Genomic DNA, 24,458 nt, shown 5'->3' with positions numbered 1-24,458 from the left:
TCCCGGAGGCACGGAACATCAAAAGGGATAAATGAAAAACCGCAGTCCGCCTCACTCGGAAGCCGGCACCACGGAGCCGTCGGAGGATACCGCAAAACGGGCCACATTAGCGCGCTGGAACGGTTTCACATCGACGATACTGCCGCCTTGCTGAACCTGTACCGCCGAGGCATTACCCAACACGATGCGGCCCACCTGGCCCGGCAAATAGCTGCGATGCTCGCCGGCGCGGATCAGCGCTTTTTCCACTGCACTGCCATCCGGTGCCAGGATCTGCACCCAGCTGTCGCCACTGAAACTCAACGACAAGCTGCCACCCGCGGCGGCCGCCGTTGCAGGCGCCTCGGCATCGGACGTGGCGCGCGGCACCGGGGTCATCGACGCGATGTACGGCGCCGGCTGCTCGCGTGGCGCGGCGACCGGCTGCGCTGCAGGATTGCCTGGTGTGCCGGTTTTTGCAGCCTCAGGCATGCTATCCAACGACACCGTACTTGGCGCCTTGCCATCCAGATGCGAGCGCGTCGCGTACCAGACCGGCACTGCGAACACGCCGGTGATCACCACGTACATGGCCTTGCGCGCCGTGCTTTCGAGAATGCGCCGCGCACGCGGGGTGTGCGTGTGACTGACCAGCTTGACCGGTTCGATCGGTGCGATGGTCGCCCGCTGCAACAGCGGCTCCAGGTCGACCTGCAGCAAGCGCGCGTAGCTGCGCAACTGGCCACGCACGAACACCGGCGCGCCCAGACGCTGCCAGTCCTCCTGCTCCAAGGAGCGCACCACGTGCCCCGGCATGCGCAGCTTACCGGCCACGTCGTCCACGCTCAGACCTGCCGCCTCGCGCGCTTCGCGCAAGTGCTGCCCGCAGCCCTTTTCCTGCTCGAAAAGGTTCGGATTGGAATCACTGATCACAATGCATTGGCCCCGGGGTTAGCGGTCGCTGCGTCAGGAAATTCCTTGACCAACCGCTGTTGGTAACGGCCGGCAGCTACCTTGTCGCCTAGCCCTTGCTCAATCTGAATGGCGAGTTGTAACACGGAAGCCGTTGCCGGTGCAGCCGAAAGGCGACGTTCGATAAACGCGCGGGCTTCGAAAAAGCTCTTTTGAGCCGCTTCCAGGCGCGCTTTTGATTCGAGTGCGTAGGCGTTGGCAGGCTCCAATTCCAGTGCCTTACGCAGATCACGCTCTGCTCGCTCTGATTGACCTGCCTGCAACGCACATCCACCCGCGTTGGCGAGCGCCGACGCCGGCGCATAACCCTGATCCTGCAGTGCACGGTCGAACCAGGCCAACGACTCGGCCGTCTGACCATTTGCGCAAAGCCATGCGCCGTAGTTGTTTAAAACGTCACCACGCTGGGGCGCGAGCTCGGTTGTGCGGCGATAGGTTTCGCCAGCTGCCGGATTTCCCTGGCCCTGCTGAATCACCCCCAGGAACATCAGCGCATCGACCGAATTAGGGGTCTTCTTCAAGACTTCTCGCACCTGCTGCTCCGCTCCGGCGTAATCACCACTTTGCAGGCGATTATTCGCAAGCCCAAGTCTTTGCTCCAGCGCAATGCGATTCTGCGTCGCTACGCTGTCGCGAAAATCGTAACTTGGGGCAACCTGCTCCACGCTCTTGATCTTGCCCGGCTTGGCATTGCGACCACCGCAGCCGGCCACGCTCAGCGCAATCGCCACGACCACCATTAACGAGATATTACGCTGCCGCATCTCGATCAGCCTGCCCTTCCAATGTACGGCGGAAGTCCGCCTGGCGACGGGTACGGTCCATGACCTGTCCTTTTAACTGCCCGCATGCCGCGTCGATGTCGTCGCCACGGGTGCGGCGAACCATCGTCAGCACCTGCGCATCGAGCAGGATCTTCTGGAATGCGCGAATCTCCGTCTCGCCCGAGCGCTCGTAGCGCGTACCAGGGAACGGGTTGAACGGAATCAGGTTGACCTTGCCGGCGTCCTTGGATTGCACCGCATTGTCGAACTGACGCATCAGCCTGGCCAACTGGCGCGCGTGCTCCGGTTGGTCGTTGATGCCCTTCATCAAGGTGTATTCGAAGGTCACCGAATCGCGCTTCTTGCTGCCGCGCAGGTAGCGGACGCACGACTCCATCAGCTCGGCGATGGGGTATTTCTTGTTCAATGGCACCAGGCTCTCGCGCAGCGCGTCGTTGGCCGCGTGCAGCGAGACCGCCAGCGACACATCGCTTTCGGTGGAGAGCCGGTCGATCATCGGCACCAGGCCGGAGGTCGACAGCGTCACCCGCTTGCTGGCCAGGCCGTAGCCAAGGTCATCGCGCATCACGCTCATCGCGCGCACGACGTTGTCGAAATTCATCAACGGCTCGCCCATGCCCATCATCACCACATTGGTGAGCCGGCGCTGCTGGTGCGGCACGTTGCCCAGATGGCGCGCCGCGACCCACAACTGGCCGACGATTTCGGCGGTGGTGAGGTTGCGGTTGAAGCCCTGGGTGGCGGTCGAACAGAACGTGCAGTTCAAGCCGCAGCCAACCTGGGAGGACACGCACAGCGTGCCGCGGCCCTTGTCGGGGATGTACACGGTTTCGATGGCGTTCTTGCCGTCGGTACCCATGGCCAGCAGCCATTTGTGGGTGCCGTCGGTAGAAGGCTTGTCGAACACGACGTTCGGGACGAGGACCTCGGCATGCTGGTGCAACTTCGCACGCAACGCCTTGCCGAGGTCGGTCATCTGGTCGAAATCGGTGACGTAGCGATGGTGAATCCACTTCATCACCTGATGGGCACGGTAGCGCGCTTCGCCGAGCGTGTCGGCGAAGAAGCGCTCCAGTCCCTCGCGGTCGAGGTCGAGCAGGTTCTGCTTGCGCAGTTCCGGGGTAAGGACGGGCACGTCCTGCAACACGGAGGGGATCACGACCTCATTCACGATTCGACTCTCTCGGCCTCAGCGCGAGACCACTTCGGTGGCGGCAAAGAAATACGCGACTTCGTTGGCAGCGTTCTCGACCGAGTCCGAGCCGTGAGCGGCATTGGCATCGATCGAATCGGCGAAGTCGGCGCGGATGGTGCCCGGCGCAGCGTCCTTGGGATTGGTCGCGCCCAGCAGGTCACGGTGTGCGGCGACGGCGTTTTCTCCTTCCAGCGCCTGGATCATCACCGGGCCGGAGATCATGAACTCGACCAACGCATTGAAAAACGGACGCTCGCGGTGCACGGCGTAGAAGCCTTCGGCTTCGCGACGCGACAGCTGCTTGTACTTGGCAGCCACAACCTTCAGGCCAGCCTTCTCGAAACGGCTATAGATTTCGCCGATGACGTTCTTGGCGACGGCATCGGGCTTGATGATGGACAGGGTGCGCTCCAGCGCCATGGGAAGATCTCCGTTGGGCGAGCCACTGAAGGCTCGAGGTTATCATGAAAAAAACCCGCGTCAAAACGCGGGCTTAGGCTTCTTTGCGATGGTCAATTCTATCGTGTCGCCCATTCGTTTGCACAGCGCCCCCTAAATCGTGCTGCATTGCCGCATGACCTGCGTGCAACCAAGCCCGTAGACTCAAACAATCGTTTGATTGAGTCCGACCCCAGCGCATGCCCAAGCCCGCCCACTTCTCCACCAAGGACCGCATTCTCGGTGCGGCCGAGGAGCTGTTCGCCCAGCACGGGTTCGCCGGCACCTCGCTGCGCCAGCTCACCACTCAGGCCGACGTGAATATCGCGGCGGTCAATTACCACTTCGGGTCCAAGGAAAACCTGGTCAACGAGGTATTCCGCCGCCGCATGGACGAGATGACCGCCGCACGGCTGCAGCAACTGGAGGCGGCAAAGAAGTCCCAGCCCGGCGAGCTCACCGCCGTGCTTGCGGCCTTTGTCGAGCCCGCATTGGCGATGGCGCAGGACCGCCAGAACGGCGGTGCGTTCGTGCGCGTGATCGCCCGCGCCTACGCGGAAAAGAACGACAACCTGCGCAAGTTCCTATCCGACCATTACGGCCATGTGCTGCGCGAGTTCGGCAAGGCCATCGCCGGCTGCGTGCCGGGACTAAGCAAGGAAGAGCTTTACTGGCGACTGGATTTCCTGGCCGGTGCGCTCACCTATGCCATGGCCGATTTCGGCCTCATCAAGCGCCCGGCGGGCGTTAGCGAGGCCGACCATCGCGCGCGGGCTGCGCGCGAACTGATTCGTTTCGCGGAACCCGGTTTCCGTGCTCATTCCACACCGTAAACGTTCCACAAGAGGCTTATTGCTATGTCCAATCCGTTGCTAGTCCGTCGTGCCGCCGTGCTTGGTGCCGGCGTCATGGGCGCGCAGATCGCCGCGCACCTCACCAATGCCGGTGTCGACACCGTGCTGTTCGACCTGCCTGCCAAGGAAGGTCCGGCCGACGGCGTCGTGCTCAAGGCCATCGCCAATCTCGGCAAGTTGAGCCCTGCCCCGCTCGCCAGCAAGGCGCTGGCCGAAGCGATTACACCGGCCAACTACGGCACGCCCGATGACAGCAAGGGTCTGGAACAGCTGCGCGATTGCGATCTGATCATCGAAGCGATCGCCGAGCGCATGGACTGGAAGCAGGACCTGTACAAGAAGATCGCGCCGTTCGTGGCCGAGCATGCGGTACTGGCCTCCAACACCTCTGGTCTGGGTATCAACAAACTGTCCGACGTGCTGCCCGAGCAGCTGCGCCACCGCTTCTGCGGCGTGCACTTCTTCAACCCACCGCGCTACATGCACCTGGCCGAGCTGATTCCGGCCAAGGGCACCGACAAGGCCGTGCTGGAAGGCCTGGAAGCGTTCCTGGTGACCACGCTCGGCAAGGGTGTGGTGTATGCCAAGGACACCCCGAACTTCATCGGCAACCGCATCGGCGTGTTCTCGATTCTGTCCACCATCCACCACACGCAGGAATTCGGCCTGGGCTTCGATGAAGTCGACGCGCTGACCGGTCCGCTGGTCGGCCGCCCCAAGTCGGCGACCTACCGCACCTCGGATGTGGTGGGCCTGGACACCATGGCGCACGTGATCAAGACCATGGGCGACACCTTGCCGGACGACCCGTGGCACCAGTATTTCACCTCGCCGAAGTGGCTTGACGCGTTGATCGCCAAGGGCGCGCTTGGCCAGAAGGTCGGCGCCGGCATCTTCCGCAAGGTCGGCAAGGACATCGTGGTACTGGACCTGCAGAAGCAGGATTACCGCGCCGCTGATCGCACTGCCGCACCGGAAGTGGTCGAGATCCTCAAGATCAAGAACCCGGCCGAAAAGTTCGCCAAGCTGCGCGAAAGCCAGCACCCGCAGGCGCAGTTCCTGTGGGCCACCTTCCGCGACCTGTTCCACTACAGCGCCTTCCATCTGGCCGACATTGCAGAAACCGCGCGCGACGTGGATCTGGCGATCCGCTGGGGCTACGGCTGGTCGCTCGGCCCGTTCGAGACCTGGCAGGCCGCCGGCTGGAAGCAGGTGGCGCAGTGGATTGCCGAAGACATTTCCAGCGGCAAGAGCATGAGCAGCGCGCCATTGCCGAACTGGGTGTTCGATGGCCGCGACGGCGTGCATGCCGCAGAAGGCTCGTACAGCCCGGCGCGCGATGCCAAGCTGCCGCGTTCGGCGCTGCCGGTCTACAAGCGCCAGCGCTTCCCCGACCCGCTGCTGGGCGAGCAGTTCTCGCCGGGCGAAACCGTGTTTGAAAACGACGGCGTGCGCATGTGGCACGACGGCGACGACATCGCGGTGGTCAGCTTCAAGACCAAGATGAATACCGTGTCCGACCACGTGCTCAACGGCTTGCAGGAAGTGGTTGGCCGTGCCGAGAAGGACTTCGCCGGGTTGGTGATCTGGCAGCAGAAGGAGCCCTTCTCTGCGGGTGCGGACCTGGCCGGCGCGCTTGGCCTACTGCAGGCCGGCAAGGTGGATGCGTTCGAAGCCTTGGTCGCCAATTTCCAGGCCACCAGCCAGCGCATCAAGTACGCGCAGGTACCGGTGATTTCAGCGGTGCGCGGCCTGGCACTGGGCGGCGGCTGCGAGTTCCAGATGCATAGCGCCAAGACCGTCGCATCGCTGGAAAGCTATATCGGTCTGGTCGAAGCCGGCGTCGGCCTGCTGCCGGCCGGTGGTGGCCTGAAGGAAATCGCGGTGCGCGCTTCGCAGGCCGCAGGTCCGGGCGGCGACGTGTTTGCCGAACTGAAGAAGACCTTCGAAACCATCGCGATGGCCAAGGTCTCCAACTCGGCGGTCAATGCCCAGGAACTGGGCCTGCTGCGCGGCACCGACAAGGTCGTCTTCAACAGCTACGAAGCGCTGCACATCGCCAAGGCCGAAGCGCGCGCACTGGCTGAAGGCGGCTACCGCGCCCCGCTGCCGGCACGCCGCATCCAGGTCGCCGGCGACGTCGGCATTGCTACCTTCAAGATGCTGCTGGTCAACATGCTGGAAGGCCGTTTCATCAGCGAATACGACTACGAGATCGCCACCCGCATCGCCACGGTGATGTGCGGCGGCGAAGTGGATCGCGGCGCGCTGGTGGACGAAGAGTGGCTGCTCAAACTGGAGCGCAAGCACTTCGTCGAACTGGCCCAGCAGGAAAAAACCCAGGCACGGATTGGGCACATGCTCAAGACGGGTAAGCCGTTGAGGAATTGATTGAAGCCGGTCCCCGGGACCGGGAACCGGGGACCCGGAAGAGCAAGAGCAGCCAGTGTGCGCTTTTGACTTTCCCGGGTCCCCGGTTCCCGATCCCGGGTCCCGAACCGCAAACTCCCGCCATTCGAGACTTTCCCAAATGACCAGACAAATTCAAGAAGCCTACATCGTCGCCGCCACCCGCACGCCGGTCGGCAAGGCGCCCAAGGGCGTGTTCCGCAATACCCGTCCCGACGACATGCTTGCGCACGTGTTGCGTGCGGTGGTGGCGCAGGCGCCGGGCATCGATCTGTCGCGCATCGACGATGCCATCATCGGTTGCGCCATGCCCGAGGGCGAGCAAGGCATGAACGTGGCGCGCATCGGCGTGCTGCTGGCGGGCCTGCCTAATACTGTGGCGGGTCAGACCATCAACCGTTTTTGTTCGTCCGGCATCCAGGCCGTGGCGATGGCAGCCGACCAGATCCGTCTGGGCAATGCCGATCTGATGCTGGCCGGCGGCACCGAGTCCATGTCGATGGTGCCGATGATGGGCAACAAAGTCGCGATGTCGCCGAGCGTGTTCGCCGACGATCACGTGGCCATTGCCTATGGCATGGGCATCACTGCCGAAAAGGTCGCCGAAGAATGGAAGGTCTCGCGCGAAGATCAGGACGCGTTCGCGCTGGCTTCGCATCAGAAGGCGATCGCCGCGATTGCCGCCGGCGAGTTTCGCGACGAGATCACACCGTACGAAATCCTCTCGCATCAGCCTGACCTGCAAGGCAATGTCATCGCGCTGCGTAAGCGCCTGGTCGACACCGACGAAGGCCCACGCCCGGATAGCTCGCTCGAAGGTCTGGGCAAGCTGCGCCCGGTGTTCCGCAACGGCCAGTTCGGCGGCAGCGTCACCGCCGGCAATTCGTCGCAGATGAGCGACGGCGCCGGTGCAGTGCTGCTGGCCTCCGAGCAGGCGATCAAGGATTACGACCTCACCCCGCTTGCGCGTTTCGTCAGCTTCTCGGTGGCGGGCGTGCGCCCCGAAGTGATGGGCATCGGCCCGATCGCGGCGATTCCCAAGGCGCTCAAGCAAGCCGGCCTGACCAAGGATCAGATCGACTGGATCGAGCTCAACGAAGCCTTTGCTGCCCAGGCATTGGCGGTGATCCGCGACAGCGAACTGGATCCGTCCAAGGTCAACCCGCTCGGCGGCGCGATTGCCCTCGGTCACCCCCTGGGTGCGACCGGCGCGATCCGTGCGGCCACGTTGGTGCATGGCCTGCGCCGTCGTCAGCAGAAGTACGGCATGGTCACCATGTGCATCGGCACCGGCATGGGCGCTGCGGGCATTATCGAAGCGCTGTGAAAGCCCAACCCCGGAGCCACTCTGGAGGCCAGCTCGGGTGCACTACAACGTCCGGTGAGCGAGTGCTCGCCGGACGTTTTCCAAGCGGATGAATAGAGTCGGAGCAAGTGACAGTCGATGCCCTGGCGGTCTCTGGACAGGGCTGCCGACCGGGATTAGTCTTCACGCTCGGAGATGGCGTTCCTCCGTGCTTTTCCATCAACCGTAGCGATCGCTACTGATGACGCCTACAAGAACTCTGGCTCGGCCCAGGGATTGTAGGCGTGTTCTTGCTCACATCTCCTTGCCGTGCCAGCCCTCATGTCTCCAGACGACAGGCTGCCATGTCACGATTTCGCCACCCCGAACACTTCGACCTTCTCGCTCATCTTGCCAAATGGCTGGTGATCGCCAGCCTCGTGGCCGCGCTGGCCGGCACCGCCTCGGCATTTTTCCTGTGGGCACTGGATTGGGCAACCCACTGGCGCCAGACACATCCCCGCGCGATCTGGTTGTTGCCGCTGGCCGGGTTTGCAGTCGGGCTGGTGTATCACCTGCTGGGCAAGCAGGTGGATGCAGGCAATAACCTGATCATCGATGAGATCCACGACCCAAAGAAGCTGGTGCCGCTGCGTATGGTGCCGCTGGTGATGGGAGGCACGGTCGTTTCCCACTTGTTCGGCGCATCGGTTGGCCGTGAAGGCACCGCGGTGCAGATGGGTGCCGCACTTGCCGATCAGCTCACCCGCCTGCTGCGCCTGCGCCGCGAGGACCGGCGCATCTTGTTGATGGCCGGCATCAGCGCCGGTTTCGCTTCGGTGTTCGGCACGCCGTTGGCCGGTGCAATCTTCGGGCTAGAAGTGCTGGCCATTGGTCGATTGCGCTACGACGCACTGCTGCCCTGCGCGGTGGCGGCCATCGTGGCCGACCAGGTCTGTCTGGCCTGGGGCATCCACCACATCCACTATCCAATTGGTCAGATCGTTCCGATCGGGATCGGCAGCGTCCTGGCCGTCATGGCCGCCGGCATGCTGTTCGGCCTGGTCGGAATGCTGTTTGCCACCGTCACCCATCGGCTAGGCAGCTTGAGCAAGCGCGTCATCGGCTACGCTCCGCTGCGCCCGCTGCTCGGCGGATGCGTCATCGCACTGGCGGTGTGGGGACTGGGCACGCAACGCTACATCGGCTTGGGAATTCCCGAGATCGTGCGCGCCTTCCACGCGCCTATCGCGCCTTGGGATTTCCTGGGCAAGCTCAGCTTTACCGCAATTTCGCTGGGAACCGGCTTCAAGGGCGGCGAGGTTACTCCCCTGTTTTACATCGGCGCCACGCTGGGGAATGCGCTTGCGCCGTTGCTGCATCTACCCTTTCCGATGTTGGCCGGGATCGGTTTTGTGGCAGTGTTTGCGGGGGCGTCCAACACGCCGATTGCATCCACGCTGATGGCGGTCGAACTGTTCGGTGCCGATATCGCACCGCTTGCCGCACTCGGCTGCATCACGGCCTATCTGTTTTCAGGCCATACCGGGATCTACCACGCGCAGCGCATTGGTAATGGCAAGCATCATCGGCACATTGCAGGGCTGGAGGAAACCATACGTCTTGCCGACCTGCCCGCGCGGCGGCGGCCCATCGCACGCGCGCCCGACAGTGCTGCCGGCGGGGAGCAGCAATGAGCATGCCACCGCCCACCGGCGTACTGCGCCTGTACTTCGCTGCCGGCAGCCGCGCCCGGCCCAGCCGGTTCTGGCATCGGCTGGGTGCTCCTGCGCTGGCGCACCACCTGCTACGCGCCGCAAGACGCAGCGGCATCGCGCAGGCCATCTTGCTGCATGTGGACTCGGGCTATCTTGCCGGCCAGGCAAGGCTGTTCCATCATCATCCGGAGCTCGCCGACCTGCGCCACCCGCAGTGCCTTGAACTGATCGACGACCAGGCGCGCCTGCGCGGCTTTCTGGAGGCGCATCGCGACGAATTAAGGGACGTGCGTGCAGTGCTGCTGTGCCGATGCGAAATTCGCTGACACACTGCAGACCGCGCGCCGGAGAAACCACGTGACACCGATCTATACCATCGCCGCCATTTCCCTGGGCGCCAGTCTGGGAGCGGTGTCCCGCTACGGGCTGGGCCTGGCGCTAAACGCCTTGTTCCCCCCGGTGCCGATCGGCACGCTCGCGGCCAATCTCATGGCCGCTTATGTGGTGGGTGCGACCATCGCCTACGTCGGCACCGTCCCCGGTCTTTCGCCGCTATGGCGCCTGTTTCTGATTACCGGCCTGGCCGGAGGGCTATCCACGTTCTCCACCTTTACCGCCGAGTTGTTTTCGCTGCTGCGCGAAGGACGGCTTGGGCTGTCGGCCGCCATGCTGGGCCTGCATGTGGGCGGCTCGCTCGCCTTGCTCATGCTGGGCATGCTGACCATTGGCCTGTTGCGAAAGTCATCATTGGGAATTGCTGGATGAAGGGATATCAACTTACATTTTTCACCAGCCAGGGCTCCCGTCATGGGCATGGAGCACTGTGCGACTGGCTGTTGGAAACCGCACGCGACTGCGGTGCCAGCAGCGGCACCTTGGTGAATGGTCAGGAAGGCTTTGGACACGCAGGTCTGTTGCATTCGGCCGGCTTTTTCGAATTGGCCGAGCAGCCGCTGGCAATCATCATCTGCGCGGACGCCTCGGCCTGCGAGCAGTTGCTTGCGCGCATCGGCGATGAAGACATCGCACTGCCCTACGTGAAGACACCGGTCGAATTCGGACGGGTCGGCAGGTTGGCGCCCGGCTGAGTCACGCCTCGACGGCACGATGTGCAAGCGCGCAATTGCTATGCGATTACGACCCAAACGACACGCGCTAGCTAGGCGAAGATGATCCACCTTTGCGCCGTGACTGCAGCCATCGCCTGGACATCTTGCCCCTGCATCGAACATGCCGATAACAGAGGGCCTGACGGCCAGGCCGCCGTGCTCGCGTGTAGCGTCATGCCTGCGCCTTGGGCGTGCGCTTTTCCGTGCGCGCCTGCTCCCTGGCTTCGCGCAGCCGGTCGAGCTTTTCCTTCAGCTTGATCTCCAGCCCGCGCGGCACCGGGTTGTAATAAATCCGCTCGCCCATCGCATCCGGAAAGCCGGTCTGATCCAGCGCGATGCCGCCTTCGGCATCGTGGTCGTATTGATAGTCCTGGCCGTAACCGAGCGTCTTCATCAGCTTGGTCGGCGCATTACGCAGATGCAACGGCACTTCCTGCGTGCCGGTGGCGCGCACCTCAGCCTTGGCCTGATTGAAGGCGGCGTAGCCGGCGTTGGATTTGGCGGTAGTGGCCAGATACAGCACCAGCTGCGCGAATGCCAACTCGCCTTCCGGGCTACCGAGGCGCTCGTAGATGTCCCAGGCTTCCAGCGCCATGCTCTGCGCGCGCGGGTCGGCCAGGCCGATATCCTCGATCGCCATACGGGTCAGCCGCCGCGCCAGATAGGCCGGGTCGCAGCCGCCATCGAGCATGCGCGTCAGCCAGTACAGTGCCGCATCCGGGTTGGAACTACGCACGGATTTATGCAACGCCGAAATCTGGTCGTAGAACTGCTCGCCGTTCTTGTCGAAGCGGCGGGTGCGGTCGGCCAGCACCTGTAGCAGCGTCTGCGGCGTGATCTCGCCGCCCTCGCCGCCTGCCAGCTCGGCGGCGATTTCCAGCAGGGTCAATGCGCGCCGCACGTCACCATCAGCAGCGCTGGCGATTTCCAGCAGCGATGCATCGCTGACCTGGATCGTCTCCTGGCCCAAACCGCGCTCCGGGTCGTGCAAGGCCCGCTGCAGTGCGTCGACGATGTCCTGCGGCGACACCGATTCCAGCACGTGCACGCGGCAACGCGACAGCAAGGCCGAGTTCAATTCGAACGATGGGTTCTCGGTGGTCGCGCCGACGAACAGAATCGTGCCGCGCTCGATATGCGGCAAGAACGCATCCTGCTGCGCCTTGTTGAAGCGATGCACCTCATCGACGAACAACACCGTGCGGCGGCCGCTGGAAAACCGCTGCGCGGCCTCGGCCAGTACCTGGCGCACTTCCGGCAAACCCGACAACACGGCCGAGATCGCCTTGAATTCGGCATCGGCGTAGTGCGCCAGCAACAAGGCGAGCGTGGTCTTGCCGCAGCCGGGTGGGCCCCACAGGATCATCGAGTGCACGCGGCCGGACTCCACCGCGCGGCGCAGTGCGCTGTCGGGCGTCAGCAGGCGTTTCTGGCCGACCATTTCGTCCAGCGTGCGCGGGCGCATGCGCTCGGCCAGCGGACGCAGATGGTCGGCGTCCACACTAAGCAGATCGGCGGTGCTGTCGATGGTGGATCTGGTTCGTGCCACAGCCCATTCTATCGCGCCGGGGCGTTATCGCATTGCAGCGAGGGGTTGCTGCGCGGAAGCGACAGGCCTTGCACGGTCGCAGAGGCATTCGCGGCAGCGATACGGAGTGACGGCCGCGTCCGGAGCACAGAAGACGCAGCGCAAAGCGCCTTCGCATGGGAAGGCGTCTGCGAAGCGCTTCAACGCATTCACTGACAAGCGCACGAAAGCGCAGCCGCGCAGCTGGGTAACGCAGGGGTCGGTCGCCTTCAATCGGCGAAGGCGCTACTGCGCGTCGCCCACCACATCCACGCCCTTGGCCGGGGTGTAACGGAAAGTATCGGCCGCAAACGCGGGGTTGCGCTTCCACCCACTGAAGCTGATCGCGGTGCGCTGGCCGACCGCATCCACCACTTCCATCTTGGCCAGACCGTCCTTGCCGAAGCCGAGCGAGGCCATCTGGAAGCTGGCGTCGGTGTCCACCTTGGGCGTCAGCGACAGCCACTGCAACCCATCGCGCGGCGCGGCTTCTTCGCTGACGTCGTATTGCTTGTCCAGACGCGCCGGGTCGATCAACGCCACCAGCGGGCTGTTCTGTTCTTCGCTGCCCTGCGCGCGCACGGTGACCTGCTCCAGATCCGGGTCGAACACCCATACCTTTTTGCCGTCGGCGACGATCAGCTGCTTGTACGGTTTGGCGTATTCCCAACGGAACTGACGCGGTGCGGACAGCGCAACCCGCCCGCTGGAATTTTCCTTGACCCGGCCATTGGCGTCGGAGACGCGCTGGCTGAACTGCCCATCGAGCCCCTTCAAGCCACGCGTAAAGGTGTCCAGCTCCTGACGCGCACCGGCAGACGCGGTACTGGCGAACAGAGCGGTGGCAAGGACGGCATAACGGAGCTGGCGATGCATCGCGGTCTTCCAGAAGGACATGCGTGGATTCTGATACTTCATAGATGAATGGGCGAGCGCTATCCCACGACGGGCCCGGCTGGCGGCGTCTGCGCTGCGATCCTGCTCACTGCGCGGTCTGCACCCGGGACAGGTCGCCATAGACGATCTGACCGCGGAAGCCGCGCCGCACCTGCTGATACAACTCGCGGAACGCGCGGTAATCCTGCGCTTGGCACAGCGCCTGGGGCCCACGCACGGCTGCGCGCTGCAGGCGATGCACGGCGGTCACGGTCTGCCCTTGCCGCGTCCAGTCAACCACGTATTCGCCGGCGGCATTGCGGAAGGTACTGCTGCGCGGGATGGCGATGATCGGCACCGTCTCCGGGAAGCTCACCACGTAGGTTTCTTCGCGCACGCTGTCGTTGCAGTAGAACGGAGTGAGATTGTCTTCGGCCGAAGTGGTGGTGTAGATCGCGCGAATCGATTCGGCGCCGGGCATGTCCGGCAGGGTCATGCCGCCGACCACCGAAAAATCCACCGCGTCCTTGGCCTGGAAGGTGTAGCGGTAATTGAACGGCGCATCCAGATCCAGCGGGTCGCCCTGGATCAATAGATCGCCGGTGCCGTCGAAACCGGACTGGGCAATGATCGACTCTTCGATCCGGTTGCGATTTTGCGCATTGAGCTGCACGAACATCGCGCGCAAGCCCACCTCGCCGGTCTGCCCGCTGTCCAGCGTGGTCACGCCCTGCAGGCCACCCTGAGGCGTGAACTTGTACTCGGTACGCGCCACATAGCGATTGACCTTGCGGTCGTTCGGCGGCGTCTGCGTGACCTTGCCGTCACGCGTGTGCACCACTGGCGCGCCAAGGTCGCCGGCCGGCAATTGGCCGAAGCGTGCGTACGGGTTGGTCGAATCGACGTACAGATCGAACGCAGGGATGTAGGTAATGGCGTGATTGAAGCGGCCCAGCACCGGAATCTCCGGCAGCGTGGGGCCGCCTTCGGCGCCGATCAGCACCGGCGTGCTGGCGATGCCCTTGGCCGCGAGCAAGGCTTCCAGAATCACCGTGTGGTCCTTGCAGTCGCCGTAGTGGTTGGCCAGGATGCTGTCGGCGCTGTTGGGTTCCAACCCGCCATTGCCCAGATACACCGCCACATAGCGGATATTGCGCGCGACCCAGGCGTATAACGCCGCTGCCTGCGCGCGTGGCGCGTCGATGCCACGGGTCACCTCGTCGGCCAGTGTCTGGATTGCCGGCGTGACTGCGGCGGCGCGCCCGCCCTTGACGTGATACGCCAGCCCCATCTGCGACCAGCTGTCGAAGGTGCTGGCCATCAAGGTGGGGCTGAACTCCCACGTGGCCGCGCTCCAGTTCTGGTTCTTCATCGGCGCAGTACGCTGGTAGCGCCATTCCCAGCGTGCCTGATCGCCGCGCACCACCGGCTTGGTGCCGCCCTGCAGCCCGCGCACGGAAAGATGCATCGGCAGCGACTTCGGTGCCACCAGCGTGACGACCGCATCGTCGTACTGCGCGAACACGCTGAAGGTCTCCCACAGGCTGAAATAGCCGGGGAAATACGGCGTGTTCTGCGCCCGCCGCACGCGGTAAACGATACGTGCGCCCGGCGCCAGATTCGGGAACACCACCACCTTCACCTTGCGGTCTGCATACATCGCCGCCGACGCGCTGGAATAGCTTTCCTGGGTGTAGATCTTGTCGGCAGCGACATCCTGGCGCAGCCCCTCGGCGGTAACGGTGTACGCCTGCACTACCTCCAGCGTTTCCATTTTCTCGCTATAGCTCAGCCGGACCTGGCTGAACTGCTCCACCGCCGATTTGGTCTTGAGCAGAATTTCGTACTCGTCGGTCTCCACGCTGCTGGCATCGGCGCGCACTTCGTAGTCGGCGCGGTAGCGCACGAAGCTGTAGTTGGTGTCGGCCTGGCTGCGCGCTGCCGCAGCAGCAGGCGCGGCCTTCTGCTGGGCCTGGGCCTGGGCCTGGGCAAGCAGCGGAGCGCAGAGGAGCAACACGAGCAACAACAAGGGACGATGCAACATGGGTCTCGATCACGGCGGGCCGGAGCGGCCCTCACCGACAGGGTAGCCGTTGTGCCCGGCAATGACAGGCACGGACTTCCAACAATCTCGCATTGCTACGTGCGGTAGCCTCTGTCGATCAGCAATGCGTCGAGATCGAATCGACCTGACGCCATGCTGCGCAGGATTGGCAGACGCAAGCGTGACGATAGACCGGTGCAGAGAAAGGCAGTGAACCGTGTGCGATGGTCGCAATTCGTTAGCTATCGCGATGCCTGAGCGTTTCTAAGGCCTCAGCCCCTGTGACGCTAAAGCCTCGCTGCCTTGCCGCCCTGCTGCCAGCCAGGGCAGCGGCGTGGGTACCGCATCCGGCGACGCGCAGCGATGCTTACTTCGGCGGCGGCGGTGCCAGCACGGTGCGGTCGCCATTGTGCTCGGGCTGACTCACCACGCCCGCGGCTTCCATCGCTTCGATCAACCGCGCGGCACGGTTGTAGCCAATCTTCAAGCGCCGTTGCACGCCGGAAATCGAAGCACGTCGCGTCTCGGTGACGATGCGCAAGGCTTCGTCGTACAACGGGTCCGATTCGTCGCCACCACCGCCACTGCTTTCCGGCAAGCCGGTCGCACCGACCACGGTGCCGTCGCCCATGGTCTGCACTTCGTCCAGCACGCCTTCGACATACGACACCGGCCCACTGGCCTTGAGGTGCTCGACCACGCGATGCACTTCTTCGTCGCTGACAAAGGCGCCATGCACGCGGTCCGGCAGCGCGGTGCCCGGCGGCAGATACAGCATGTCGCCGTTGCCCAGCAGCGCTTCGGCGCCGGACTGATCCAGGATGGTGCGCGAATCGATCTTGGAACTGACCTGGAATGCCACACGGGTCGGGATATTGGCCTTGATCAGGCCGGTGATGACGTCCACCGACGGCCGCTGCGTGGCCAGAATCAAGTGAATACCGGCCGCACGCGCCTTCTGTGCCAACCGCGCGATCAGCTCTTCGACCTTCTTGCCGACGATCATCATCATGTCGGCAAATTCGTCGATGAAGATGACGATGAACGGCAGCGTTTCCAACGGCCGCGGCGCTTCGCCCAATTCCGGGTTCGGCTTGAACAGCGGGTCCATCATCGGCTGGCCGGCGTCGATGGCGTCCTTGATCTTCTTGTTGAAGCCGGCCAGGTTGCGCACACCCACTGCGCTCATCAGCTTGTAGCGGCGCTCCATCTCCGCCACGCACCAACGCAGGCCATTGGCAGCCTCCTTCATGTCGGTGACCACCGGCGCCAGCAAATGCGGGATGCCCTGGTAGACGCTCAGTTCGAGCATCTTCGGGTCGATCATCAGCATGCGCAGTTCCTTGTGCGAGGCCTTGAACAACAGGCTCAGCACCATCGCATTGACCGCCACCGACTTGCCCGAGCCGGTGGTACCGGCCACCAGCAAGTGCGGCATGCGCGCCAGATCGGCCACCGTCGGGCGGCCGGCGATGTCCTTGCCCAGGGCAAGCGTCAGCGGGCTGGCCGACTTGTCGTATTCCTTGGAGCGCAGCAATTCGCTCAGGAAGATCATCTCGCGGGTGACGTTGGGGATCTCCAGACCCACCACAGATTTGCCCGGAATCACGTCGACCACGCGCACCGATTTGACCGACAGCCCGCGCGCGATGTCCTTGTCCAGCGAGCTGATCTGGCTGACCTTGATGCCCGGTGCCGGCTCGATCTCGAAGCGCGTGATCACCGGGCCCGGATAGGCCCCGACCACCTGCGCTTCGATGCGGAAATCCTTGAGCTTGAACTCGATCTGCCGCGACAGCGTTTCCAGCGTCTCTTCCGAATAGCCCTTGGCCTGCGGCTTGGGGTCGTCCAGCAACGCCAGCGGCGGCAGGTCCGAGCCGTCGGTGCTGACGCCCTGGAACATCGGGATCTGGGTGTCGCGCTTGGCGCGCTCGCTCTTTTCCACCACCGGGGCCGGCGGCGGCTCGATCTTCACCGGCTCACGCTTGGCCTGCTTGACCGCATCGACCTTGCGCACTTCCTCGCGTTCCTCGCGCATCACGCGGGTCTGCTGCCACTCGGTGGCCTGGTGGGTCTTGCGCTGCATCAACGGCCCCAGCGCCAGCACCCACTTGCCAATACGCTCCATCACCGCGAACCACGACAGCCCGGTGGCCAGGGTGATCGACACCAGCAGCAGCACCAGCACGAACAGGTTCGCGCCCAGCGCGCCGAAGCCCGAACTGAGTGAGCCGCTGACCAGCTTGCCGAGGATGCCGCCAGCCTCGGCCACCTCGCCCTGGAACAGGCGCAGGTGCAGGAAGCCGGTCGAGGAAATCAGGAACCCCACCATGCCGACCAGGCGCAGCGCCGGCCCCAGATCGCTCTGGCTCTGCTCCTCGCGCTCGCCGATCAGGGCGATCCACGCCACCGCCCCCAACAGCACCGGCAGCAGGAAGGCCACATACCCGAACAGCTGCAGCAGCACGTCCGCCGCCAGCGCACCGAACCGGCCGCCCATGTTGTGGATCGGCGCAACCAGGTTACCAGTGCGCGACCAGCCCGGATCGGTGGCCGAATAGGTGAGCAGACTCGCCAGCAGATACAGCAGCAACGGCGCCACCGCGATCAAGGCCAGATCGCGCCAGAGCTTTTGCCGACGCGGATTGTCCGCCACCGCCGTCTTGCGCGACGACGATTTGCCCTCTGCGGGCTTGCTGCGTTCGGGAACCTGCTTTGCCACCTGTAGCCAGACCTTAGAAAAATGCTGTTAGTGGTTGATAATAAACGACTGAGGCCACGGTTTCAGCAGTTGCATGAGCACTGGCGACCCAGCTGCGCCGCGCTCAACGAAAAACGCCGCACAGGGCGGCGTCGAACATGCATCACGGGTGCACCATGCCATCTGCGGTTCAAGCAGTTCCATCGCGCCGCCTTGATTCACCGGGTGGGGACCGCCACTCTATGCCGCCACAGGGGAGCGAATTACGTCGTCTGCCCTACCAATTCCTAGATCGCGAGTATACATGAGCGCCTCTTCTGCCAGTCCCGCCAAGCATTCCCGCCTGCTGATCCTGGGCTCCGGCCCGGCCGGCTGGACCGCCGCGGTCTACGCCGCCCGCGCCAATCTCAAGCCGGTGGTGATCACCGGCCTGCAGCAAGGCGGCCAGCTGATGACCACCACCGAGGTGGACAACTGGCCCGGCGACCCCCACGGCCTGATGGGCCCGGACCTGATGACCCGCATGCAGGCGCATGCCGAGCGCTTCGAGACCGAGGTCATCTTCGACCACATCCATACCGCAGACCTGTCGCAGCGCCCGTTCCGGCTGATCGGCGATAGCGCCGAGTACACCTGCGACGCGCTCATCATCGCCACCGGCGCCACCGCCAAATATCTGGGCATCCCCAGCGAAGAAGCCTTCAAGGGCCGTGGCGTCTCTGCCTGCGCCACCTGCGACGGGTTCTTCTACAAGGACCAGGACGTGGTGGTGGTCGGCGGCGGCAACACCGCGGTCGAAGAAGCGCTGTACCTGTCCAACATCGCCCGCAAGGTCTACCTGGTTCATCGCCGCGACACCTTGCGTGCGGAAAAGATCATGCAGGACAAGCTGTTCGCCAAGGTGGCCGCCGGCAAGATCGAAACCGTCTGGCACCACGCCATCGACGAGGTGCTGGGCAACGATGCGGGCGTGACCGGCGTGCGGGTCAAGTCCACCATCGATGGCAGCACCCGCGACATCGATGCGCATGGCTTTTTTGTCGCCATCGGCCACCACCCCAATACGCAGCTGTTCGACGGCCAGCTGGCCATGAACAACGGCTACCTGGAGATCCGCTCCGGCCTGAACGGCGCGGCGACCGAAACCTCGGTGGCCGGCGTATTCGCCGCTGGCGACGTGGCCGACCAGCACTACCGCCAGGCCATCACCTCGGCCGGGTTCGGCTGCATGGCGGCGCTGGATGCCGAGCGTTTCCTCGACAAGAGCGCCTGAGGATGGCGGCTGATTGCCGGCCGCGCCTCGCGGCCAGCAGTGCCGGCGGAGCGCAGGCATGGCGGTGACTGCGCGCTGGTGTCGCCAGCTGGACGAACTTCCGCCCGGTGCCTGGGATGCGCTGCACGACGGCGCGCATCCCTTCATCAGCACCTCATTCCTGCAAGGCCTCGAACGCGAGGGCTGCCTGCGCCCGGACTGGGGCTGGAACCCGCTGCATCTGACCCTGTGGGATGGCGAGACCCTGGTTGCAGCGGCGCCGGGCTATCTGAAGAACAACTCGCACGGCGAGTTCGTGTTCGACCACGCCTGGGCGCATGCGTATGCGCGCTACGGGCAGGAGTACTTCCCCAAGTGGCTGTGCGGGGTGCCCTACTCGCCCGTCACTGGCCCGCGCCTGCTGGGCGCGCCCAAGTGGCGCGGCCATCTGCTGATGGCCATGCGCGAATTGGTGGAACGCAGCGGGCTGTCGTCGGCGCACGTGAACTTTCACCCTGCCGATGAAGACACCGCCTTTGATGCCGACTGGCTGGAGCGCAACGACCTGCAATACCACTGGCACAACGCCAGCGGCTGGAGCGACTTCGAAACGTTCCTGGCGGCGATGGACCACAAGCGGCGCAAGAACATCCGCCAGGAGCGCGCCAAGGTGCAGCGCGCCGGCGTGCAACTACGCGTTGTGCATGGCGACGACGCCAGCGACGCCGACCTGGAAGCGATGTACGGCTTCTATCTCAAGACCTTCAACGACTACGGCAACTCGCCTGCGCTGACGCCCGAGTTCCTGCGCCACCTGGCGCAGCATCTGCCGCGCCAGGTGGTGATGTTTCTGGCCGAACTCGACGGGCACCCCATCGCCGGCGCGCTGTGCCTGCGCGGGCGCGACACGCTCTACGGCCGCTACTGGGGTGGCGAAGCGCTGCCCGGCCTGCATTTTGAAACCTGTTACTACCAGGGCATCGAATACTGCCTGCGCGAGGGCCTCACCCGCTTCGAGCCCGGCGCGCAGGGCGAGCACAAGATTGCGCGCGGCTTCCTGCCGACGCTGGTGCGCAGCCGGCACTGGATCGCCGACCCGGGCTTTCGCGAACCGTTGGCGCAATGGTGCGCAGACGAGCGCGACGCTGTCGCCCGGCACGCACGCGAGCTGTCCGAGCACAGCCCGTTCCGCGATTGATCCAAGGCGCCGGTAACGGCGGGTGTCGCTCAGGTGCCCAGCCGCTTGCAAGGCGCCACCCTGTCGAAGGACGCACTGCTGCAAGCTCCGCAACATAACCAACACGTAGCGAACAGGCGTCAGGTAGGCGTAGACCGCCCGCAGCAACCGGGAGTGTCCGCGTTGATCATGCCGATTCGGGGCACCGGTCGTGCCCACCAGGCGCTGCGCAGTCGGCTTGTCAGCTACTCTAAACTGCGCAGATGTCGCGCCACCTTCCCTTTCTGCTCGATGCCGATCCGGCGGCTCCTTTTCCGCCGGCCACACAGGCCTTGCGTGAGCCGGACGGCCTGCTTGCCATCGGTGGCGATCTGTCGCCGCAGCGGTTGCTCAATGCCTATGCGCACGGCATCTTCCCGTGGTTTTCGGAAGGCCAGCCCATCCTGTGGTGGAGCCCGGACCCGCGCATGGTGTTTCGCACCGATGCGCTACACCTGTCGTCGCGCTTCAGGCGCCAACTGCGCAGCAGCAGCTGGACGGTACGTGCCGACACTGTCTTCGACCAGGTGATCGACGCCTGCGCATCGGTTCCACGCGCAGGCCAGGACGGCACATGGATCACTGCGCCGATGCAGCACGCATACATCGCGTTGCATCGGCTGGGCCATGCGCACTCGTTCGAAGTCTTCGACGGCGCGCGCCTGGTGGGCGGCATCTACGGCGTGGCGATCGGGCAGATGTTTTTCGGCGAAAGCATGTTCAGTGCCGAAAGCGGCGGCTCCAAGGTGGCATTGGCCGCGCTGGCTGCGCATCTGCATGCAGAAGGCTGGCCGCTGCTCGACGCCCAGGTGGAAAACCCGCACCTGCTCACTCTGGGGGCGCAGCGCTTGCCGCGTGCGCAGTTCCTGCAGCAAGTACAGCTGCAAGTAGCTCGACCTGCGGCTCCCGGCACCTGGTCCGAACGCTACGGCGAACGCCTTGCGAGCGCGCTTGGTGAAGCCCGCTTAACATAAAATTTGCACCGCGGGGAGATGGGGCGTAAAATGCCTTTCCTTACGGCCCTGTCGGGCCAGCCGTGATTGCACAGGATTACATGTCGACAGACGACTCCATTGAATTCGAAGGCAGCGTCAGCGAGACGCTCCCCAACACCACGTTCCGGGTTAAGCTGGAAAACGGGCATGAGATCATCGCCCACATCTCCGGCCGTATGCGCAAGAACTACATCCGCATCCTGACCGGCGACCGGGTCAAAGTTGAGATGACTCCCTACGACCTGACCAAGGGTCGTATTACCTACCGCATGAAGTAAGCGGTTCTGGTGCTGAGACGCAAGGCGGCCACTGGCCGCTTTTTGTCGTGCCTGCGAGTTATTGCTTGAAACTTGCTTTGATGGGCGGCTTCTCTTCATTACGCCGAATTGCCTCGCGCCGTGTGGGTTCGAATTCATCGGACGCGCCAGGCACCGGCACCGGCAGCGGCTGAGCTGTCGAGCTGAGCAGAGCCTTGCCATATGGCGCGAGGCGATGCAGCGCTGCAGCGACCTGAGAGCGACCGAATAACTCGCCGGACGCTGTGAGTTCGGCGGCGCCAGGCAACGCCGGCGTGCTTTGGTCGGGTCCAAACCAATCCTGGCTCGCGAGCGCGTTACGCGCGCAGGCGCCCACAAAAAAAGCCGCTCGTTTGAGCGGCTTTTTTTGACCATCAAGGCTGCGATCAATCAACCGTTGCAGGCAGCAGACGCTCCGGCTCCGGATGCGCCTCGACCAGCAGCTCGCCATCCTTGACGTCGATGTTGACCCGGCCGCCTTCCACCAACTTGCCGAACAGCAGCTCGTCGGCCAGCGGGCGCTTGATCTTTTCCTGGATCACGCGCGACATCGGGCGTGCGCCCATCAGCGGATCGAAGCCATGCTGGGCCAGCCAGTCGCGCGCGGTCGGGGTGGCCGACAGCGAGACGTGCTTTTCCTGCAACAGCATTTCCAGCTCGATGATGAACTTGTCCACCACCCGCAAGATGTGGTCGAACGCCAGTGGCTGGAACTGCACGATCGCATCCAGACGGTTGCGGAACTCGGGCGTGAAGCCGCGGCGGATCGATTCCATCGCGTCGGTGGAATGATCCTGCTTGGTAAAGCCGATCGACCGACGCGACGCCTGGGTGGCGCCGGCATTGGTCGTCATCACCAGGATCACGTTCTTGAAGTTGGCCTCGCGCCCGTTGGTGTCGGTGAGGATGCCGCGGTCCATGACCTGCAACAGGATGTTGAAGATGTCCGGATGCGCCTTCTCCACTTCGTCCAGCAGCAGCACGCAGTGCGGCGTCTTGACGACCTTCTCGGTCAGCAAGCCACCCTGATCGAAACCGACGTAGCCCGGAGGCGCGCCGATCAGGCGGCTGATCGAATGCGCTTCCATGTACTCGGACATGTCGAAACGCACCAGCTCGATGCCCAACTGCAGCGCGAGTTGCTTGGTGACCTCGGTCTTGCCCACACCGGTAGGACCGGCGAACAGGAAGTTGCCGATCGGCTTTTCCGGGTTGGCCAGGCCGGACCGTGCCAGCTTGATCGAACCGGCCAGCGTCTCGATCGCCGGGTTCTGCCCGAAGATCACCATCTTCAGGTTGCGCTCAAGGTGCTGCAGCACGTCCTTGTCGGTCGCGCTGACCTGCTTGGCCGGAATCCGCGCCATCTTGGCGACGATGGTTTCGATCTCTTCGATATCGATCAGTTCCTTGCGCTCGCCCTCCGGCAGCAGCCGCTGGCGCGCGCCGGCCTCGTCGATCACATCGATCGCCTTGTCCGGCAGCAAACGGTCACCGATGTGCTTCACCGACAGGTCCACCGCCGCCTGCAACGCGTCGTCGGCGTAGGTCACACCGTGATGTGCCTCGTACTTGGGCTTGAGGCCCTGCAGGATTTCAAAGGTTTCGCCCACGGTCGGCTCGACGATGTCGATCTTCTGGAAGCGACGTGCCAGCGCACGGTCTTTCTCGAAGATGCCGCGGTATTCCTGGAAGGTGGTTGAGCCGATGCAGCGCAGCTCGCCCGACGACAACGCCGGCTTGATCAGGTTGGACGCATCCATCGTGCCGCCCGAGGCCGAGCCCGCACCGATGATGGTGTGGATTTCGTCGATGAACAGCACCGCATTGGGCACCTTCTTCAGCGCGGCCAGCACGCCCTTGAGACGCTTTTCGAAATCGCCGCGGTACTTGGTGCCTGCCACCAGCGCGCCCAGGTCCAGCGAGAAGATCACCGCATCGGCCAACACTTCGGGCACGTCGTTATCGACGATGCGCTTGGCCAGACCCTCGGCAATCGCGGTCTTGCCCACGCCCGCCTCACCCACGTACAGCGGGTTGTTCTTGCGCCGACGGCACAGGACCTGGATGGTGCGCTCGATCTCGTCGGCACGGCCGACCAGCGGGTCGATCTTGCCGTTGCGCGCCTGTTCGTTGAGGTTGGTGGCGAACTCGGCCAGTGCGTCGCCCTTGGCCTCGCCCTCCCCGCCTTCGCTCTTGGACTCGCCATCCGGCGCAGACGGCTGCTCGCCGTCCTCACCCAGCTTGGCGATGCCGTGCGAGAGGTAATTGACGATATCCAGGCGGGTGATGTCCTGCTGATTCAGGAAATACACCGCATGCGAATCCTTTTCGCCGAAGATCGCCACCAGCACGTTGGCACCGGTGACTTCCTTCTTGCCCGAGGACTGCACGTGATAGACGGCGCGCTGCAGCACGCGCTGGAAGCCCAGCGTGGGTTGCGTGTCACGCCCGTCGTCTTCGGCAAGACGCGAAACCGAGGCCTCGATGGCCTGTTCCAGATCGTTGTGCAGACGCACCTGATCTGCGCCGCAGGCCTTGAGTACGGCCTGCGCGGAGGGGTTGTCCAGCAGCGAGAGCAGCAGGTGCTCGACGGTCATGAACTCATGACGCGCCTCGCGTGCTCGCTTGTAGCACTGGCCGATTGTTTGCTCTAGATCTTTGCTGAACATGGATAACTCCGAACGGCTGTTGCCAACAATATGCGGCTTTTGTTGGGATTTTCCACAACCCTATCGGATAGGCATGTTCAGACGGCGTTAGCACGTGA

The 24,458-nt window shown here is 63.9% G+C and carries 21 protein-coding genes and 1 riboswitch; of the genes, 11 read left to right on the top strand and 10 right to left on the bottom strand.

Annotation, left to right across the window (positions count from 1 at the left end):
• Positions 1–51 precede the first annotated feature (51 nt).
• From M3O59_RS10245 to ndk, 4 genes are read right to left on the bottom strand one after another with little or no spacing between them, the layout of a single operon-like run.
• The gene (locus tag M3O59_RS10245; RefSeq protein WP_116905597.1) at positions 52–912 is read right to left on the bottom strand and encodes a helix-turn-helix domain-containing protein; all 861 of its coding nucleotides are present in this window, start codon (positions 910–912) and stop codon (positions 52–54) included.
• The gene (locus M3O59_RS10240) at positions 909–1,691 is read right to left on the bottom strand and encodes a tetratricopeptide repeat protein (RefSeq protein ID WP_116905596.1); all 783 of its coding nucleotides are present in this window, start codon (positions 1,689–1,691) and stop codon (positions 909–911) included. The genes M3O59_RS10245 and M3O59_RS10240 overlap by 4 nt, the downstream gene beginning before the upstream one ends.
• 10 nt (positions 1,692–1,701) lie before the next feature.
• Complete coding sequence (rlmN, locus tag M3O59_RS10235; protein WP_116905595.1) at positions 1,702–2,907, bottom strand: 23S rRNA (adenine(2503)-C(2))-methyltransferase RlmN; 1,206 nt, start codon at positions 2,905–2,907, stop codon at positions 1,702–1,704.
• Between the two features lie 18 nt (positions 2,908–2,925).
• Positions 2,926–3,351 (bottom strand): nucleoside-diphosphate kinase, encoded by a 426-nt coding sequence (gene ndk / locus M3O59_RS10230; RefSeq protein ID WP_002812972.1) that lies wholly within the window; start codon positions 3,349–3,351, stop codon positions 2,926–2,928.
• A gap of 218 nt (positions 3,352–3,569) precedes the next feature.
• On the opposite strand from ndk, the gene M3O59_RS10225 reads away from it, so the two are divergent.
• The 7 genes from M3O59_RS10225 to M3O59_RS10195 all read left to right on the top strand — a co-directional run bounded on the left by M3O59_RS10225 (position 3,570) and on the right by M3O59_RS10195 (position 10,723).
• On the top strand, positions 3,570–4,202 hold the full coding sequence (locus M3O59_RS10225) for a TetR/AcrR family transcriptional regulator (RefSeq protein ID WP_007963815.1): 633 nt from the start codon (positions 3,570–3,572) through the stop codon (positions 4,200–4,202).
• Between the two features lie 24 nt (positions 4,203–4,226).
• A complete protein-coding gene (locus M3O59_RS10220) occupies positions 4,227–6,614 on the top strand; it encodes a 3-hydroxyacyl-CoA dehydrogenase/enoyl-CoA hydratase family protein (protein WP_064631304.1) in 2,388 nt (795 codons plus the stop codon).
• 139 nt (positions 6,615–6,753) lie between these two features.
• Positions 6,754–7,959, top strand: a complete 1,206-nt coding sequence (locus tag M3O59_RS10215) for an acetyl-CoA C-acyltransferase (protein ID WP_116905594.1) — start codon at positions 6,754–6,756, stop codon at positions 7,957–7,959.
• A gap of 161 nt (positions 7,960–8,120) precedes the next feature.
• Positions 8,121–8,196: riboswitch (Fluoride riboswitch) on the top strand.
• A gap of 86 nt (positions 8,197–8,282) precedes the next feature.
• Positions 8,283–9,614, top strand: a complete 1,332-nt coding sequence (locus M3O59_RS10210; RefSeq protein WP_064631300.1) for a voltage-gated chloride channel family protein — start codon at positions 8,283–8,285, stop codon at positions 9,612–9,614.
• Entirely contained in the window at positions 9,611–9,961 is a 351-nt protein-coding gene (locus M3O59_RS10205) for a hypothetical protein (RefSeq protein ID WP_116905593.1), read from the top strand. The genes M3O59_RS10210 and M3O59_RS10205 overlap by 4 nt, the downstream gene beginning before the upstream one ends.
• 31 nt (positions 9,962–9,992) lie before the next feature.
• A complete protein-coding gene (crcB, locus tag M3O59_RS10200) occupies positions 9,993–10,400 on the top strand; it encodes a fluoride efflux transporter CrcB (protein WP_116905592.1) in 408 nt (135 codons plus the stop codon).
• Positions 10,397–10,723: a DUF190 domain-containing protein gene (locus M3O59_RS10195; protein ID WP_116905591.1), complete on the top strand. Its 327-nt coding sequence runs from the start codon at positions 10,397–10,399 to the stop codon at positions 10,721–10,723. The genes crcB and M3O59_RS10195 overlap by 4 nt, the downstream gene beginning before the upstream one ends.
• 193 nt (positions 10,724–10,916) lie before the next feature.
• Here M3O59_RS10195 and M3O59_RS10190 read toward each other — a convergent pair whose 3' ends face one another.
• The 4 genes from M3O59_RS10190 to M3O59_RS10175 form a co-directional block, all read right to left on the bottom strand.
• A complete protein-coding gene (locus tag M3O59_RS10190) occupies positions 10,917–12,209 on the bottom strand; it encodes a replication-associated recombination protein A (RefSeq protein ID WP_181920520.1) in 1,293 nt (430 codons plus the stop codon).
• 348 nt (positions 12,210–12,557) lie between these two features.
• A complete protein-coding gene (gene lolA / locus M3O59_RS10185; protein WP_064631289.1) occupies positions 12,558–13,229 on the bottom strand; it encodes an outer membrane lipoprotein chaperone LolA in 672 nt (223 codons plus the stop codon).
• A gap of 64 nt (positions 13,230–13,293) precedes the next feature.
• Complete coding sequence (locus tag M3O59_RS10180) at positions 13,294–15,231, bottom strand: DUF3857 domain-containing transglutaminase family protein (protein ID WP_116905589.1); 1,938 nt, start codon at positions 15,229–15,231, stop codon at positions 13,294–13,296.
• A 367-nt stretch (positions 15,232–15,598) separates the two neighbouring features.
• The gene (locus tag M3O59_RS10175; protein ID WP_064631283.1) at positions 15,599–17,953 is read right to left on the bottom strand and encodes a DNA translocase FtsK; all 2,355 of its coding nucleotides are present in this window, start codon (positions 17,951–17,953) and stop codon (positions 15,599–15,601) included.
• 283 nt (positions 17,954–18,236) lie between these two features.
• Between M3O59_RS10175 and trxB the strand changes: the two genes are divergently transcribed.
• The 4 genes from trxB (at position 18,237) to infA (ending at position 21,673) form a co-directional block, all read left to right on the top strand.
• Positions 18,237–19,205, top strand: coding sequence for a thioredoxin-disulfide reductase (gene trxB, locus M3O59_RS10170; protein ID WP_064631280.1), 969 nt, complete (start codon positions 18,237–18,239; stop codon positions 19,203–19,205).
• Positions 19,206–19,263: 58 nt separating this feature from the next.
• Positions 19,264–20,382: a GNAT family N-acetyltransferase gene (locus M3O59_RS10165; RefSeq protein WP_116905588.1), complete on the top strand. Its 1,119-nt coding sequence runs from the start codon at positions 19,264–19,266 to the stop codon at positions 20,380–20,382.
• A 242-nt stretch (positions 20,383–20,624) separates the two neighbouring features.
• Entirely contained in the window at positions 20,625–21,374 is a 750-nt protein-coding gene (gene aat, locus M3O59_RS10160) for a leucyl/phenylalanyl-tRNA--protein transferase (protein ID WP_116905587.1), read from the top strand.
• An 80-nt stretch (positions 21,375–21,454) separates the two neighbouring features.
• Positions 21,455–21,673: a translation initiation factor IF-1 gene (infA, locus tag M3O59_RS10155; RefSeq protein ID WP_064631327.1), complete on the top strand. Its 219-nt coding sequence runs from the start codon at positions 21,455–21,457 to the stop codon at positions 21,671–21,673.
• Between the two features lie 58 nt (positions 21,674–21,731).
• Here infA and M3O59_RS10150 read toward each other — a convergent pair whose 3' ends face one another.
• Together M3O59_RS10150 and clpA are read right to left on the bottom strand one after the other, a co-directional pair.
• A complete protein-coding gene (locus M3O59_RS10150; RefSeq protein ID WP_147308476.1) occupies positions 21,732–22,085 on the bottom strand; it encodes a hypothetical protein in 354 nt (117 codons plus the stop codon).
• Positions 22,078–24,360 carry an ATP-dependent Clp protease ATP-binding subunit ClpA gene (gene clpA / locus M3O59_RS10145; protein ID WP_064631274.1) on the bottom strand — a complete coding sequence of 761 codons (2,283 nt, stop codon included), beginning with the start codon at positions 24,358–24,360 and terminating at the stop codon, positions 22,078–22,080. Before clpA ends, M3O59_RS10150 begins: the two co-directional genes overlap by 8 nt.
• Positions 24,361–24,458 lie beyond the last annotated feature (98 nt).

It is taken from the genome of Xanthomonas nasturtii (genome assembly GCF_023337365.3).
GTDB lineage: Bacteria > Pseudomonadota > Gammaproteobacteria > Xanthomonadales > Xanthomonadaceae > Xanthomonas > Xanthomonas nasturtii.
Note: the sequence above shows the minus strand (reverse complement) of the source record. Positions and strands in the feature narration are given on the sequence as shown.

Bases quoted from the DNA above. Each gene is read 5' to 3' on its own strand.
- M3O59_RS10205 (WP_116905593.1), top strand. From the start codon at position 9,611: ATGAGCATGCCACCGCCCACCGGCGTACTGCGCCTGTACTTCGCTGCC.
- M3O59_RS10215 (WP_116905594.1), top strand. From the start codon at position 6,754: ATGACCAGACAAATTCAAGAAGCCTACATCGTCGCCGCCACCCGCACG.
- M3O59_RS10180 (WP_116905589.1), bottom strand. From the start codon at position 15,231: ATGTTGCATCGTCCCTTGTTGTTGCTCGTGTTGCTCCTCTGCGCTCCG.
- trxB (WP_064631280.1), top strand. From the start codon at position 18,237: ATGAGCGCCTCTTCTGCCAGTCCCGCCAAGCATTCCCGCCTGCTGATC.
- lolA (WP_064631289.1), bottom strand. From the start codon at position 13,229: ATGAAGTATCAGAATCCACGCATGTCCTTCTGGAAGACCGCGATGCAT.
- M3O59_RS10225 (WP_007963815.1), top strand. From the start codon at position 3,570: ATGCCCAAGCCCGCCCACTTCTCCACCAAGGACCGCATTCTCGGTGCG.
- M3O59_RS10195 (WP_116905591.1), top strand. From the start codon at position 10,397: ATGAAGGGATATCAACTTACATTTTTCACCAGCCAGGGCTCCCGTCAT.
- M3O59_RS10165 (WP_116905588.1), top strand. From the start codon at position 19,264: ATGGCGGTGACTGCGCGCTGGTGTCGCCAGCTGGACGAACTTCCGCCC.
- M3O59_RS10220 (WP_064631304.1), top strand. From the start codon at position 4,227: ATGTCCAATCCGTTGCTAGTCCGTCGTGCCGCCGTGCTTGGTGCCGGC.
- clpA (WP_064631274.1), bottom strand. From the start codon at position 24,360: ATGTTCAGCAAAGATCTAGAGCAAACAATCGGCCAGTGCTACAAGCGA.
- aat (WP_116905587.1), top strand. From the start codon at position 20,625: ATGTCGCGCCACCTTCCCTTTCTGCTCGATGCCGATCCGGCGGCTCCT.
- infA (WP_064631327.1), top strand. From the start codon at position 21,455: ATGTCGACAGACGACTCCATTGAATTCGAAGGCAGCGTCAGCGAGACG.
- M3O59_RS10240 (WP_116905596.1), bottom strand. From the start codon at position 1,691: ATGGTGGTCGTGGCGATTGCGCTGAGCGTGGCCGGCTGCGGTGGTCGC.
- M3O59_RS10210 (WP_064631300.1), top strand. From the start codon at position 8,283: ATGTCACGATTTCGCCACCCCGAACACTTCGACCTTCTCGCTCATCTT.
- M3O59_RS10190 (WP_181920520.1), bottom strand. From the start codon at position 12,209: ATGCGCCCGCGCACGCTGGACGAAATGGTCGGCCAGAAACGCCTGCTG.
- ndk (WP_002812972.1), bottom strand. From the start codon at position 3,351: ATGGCGCTGGAGCGCACCCTGTCCATCATCAAGCCCGATGCCGTCGCC.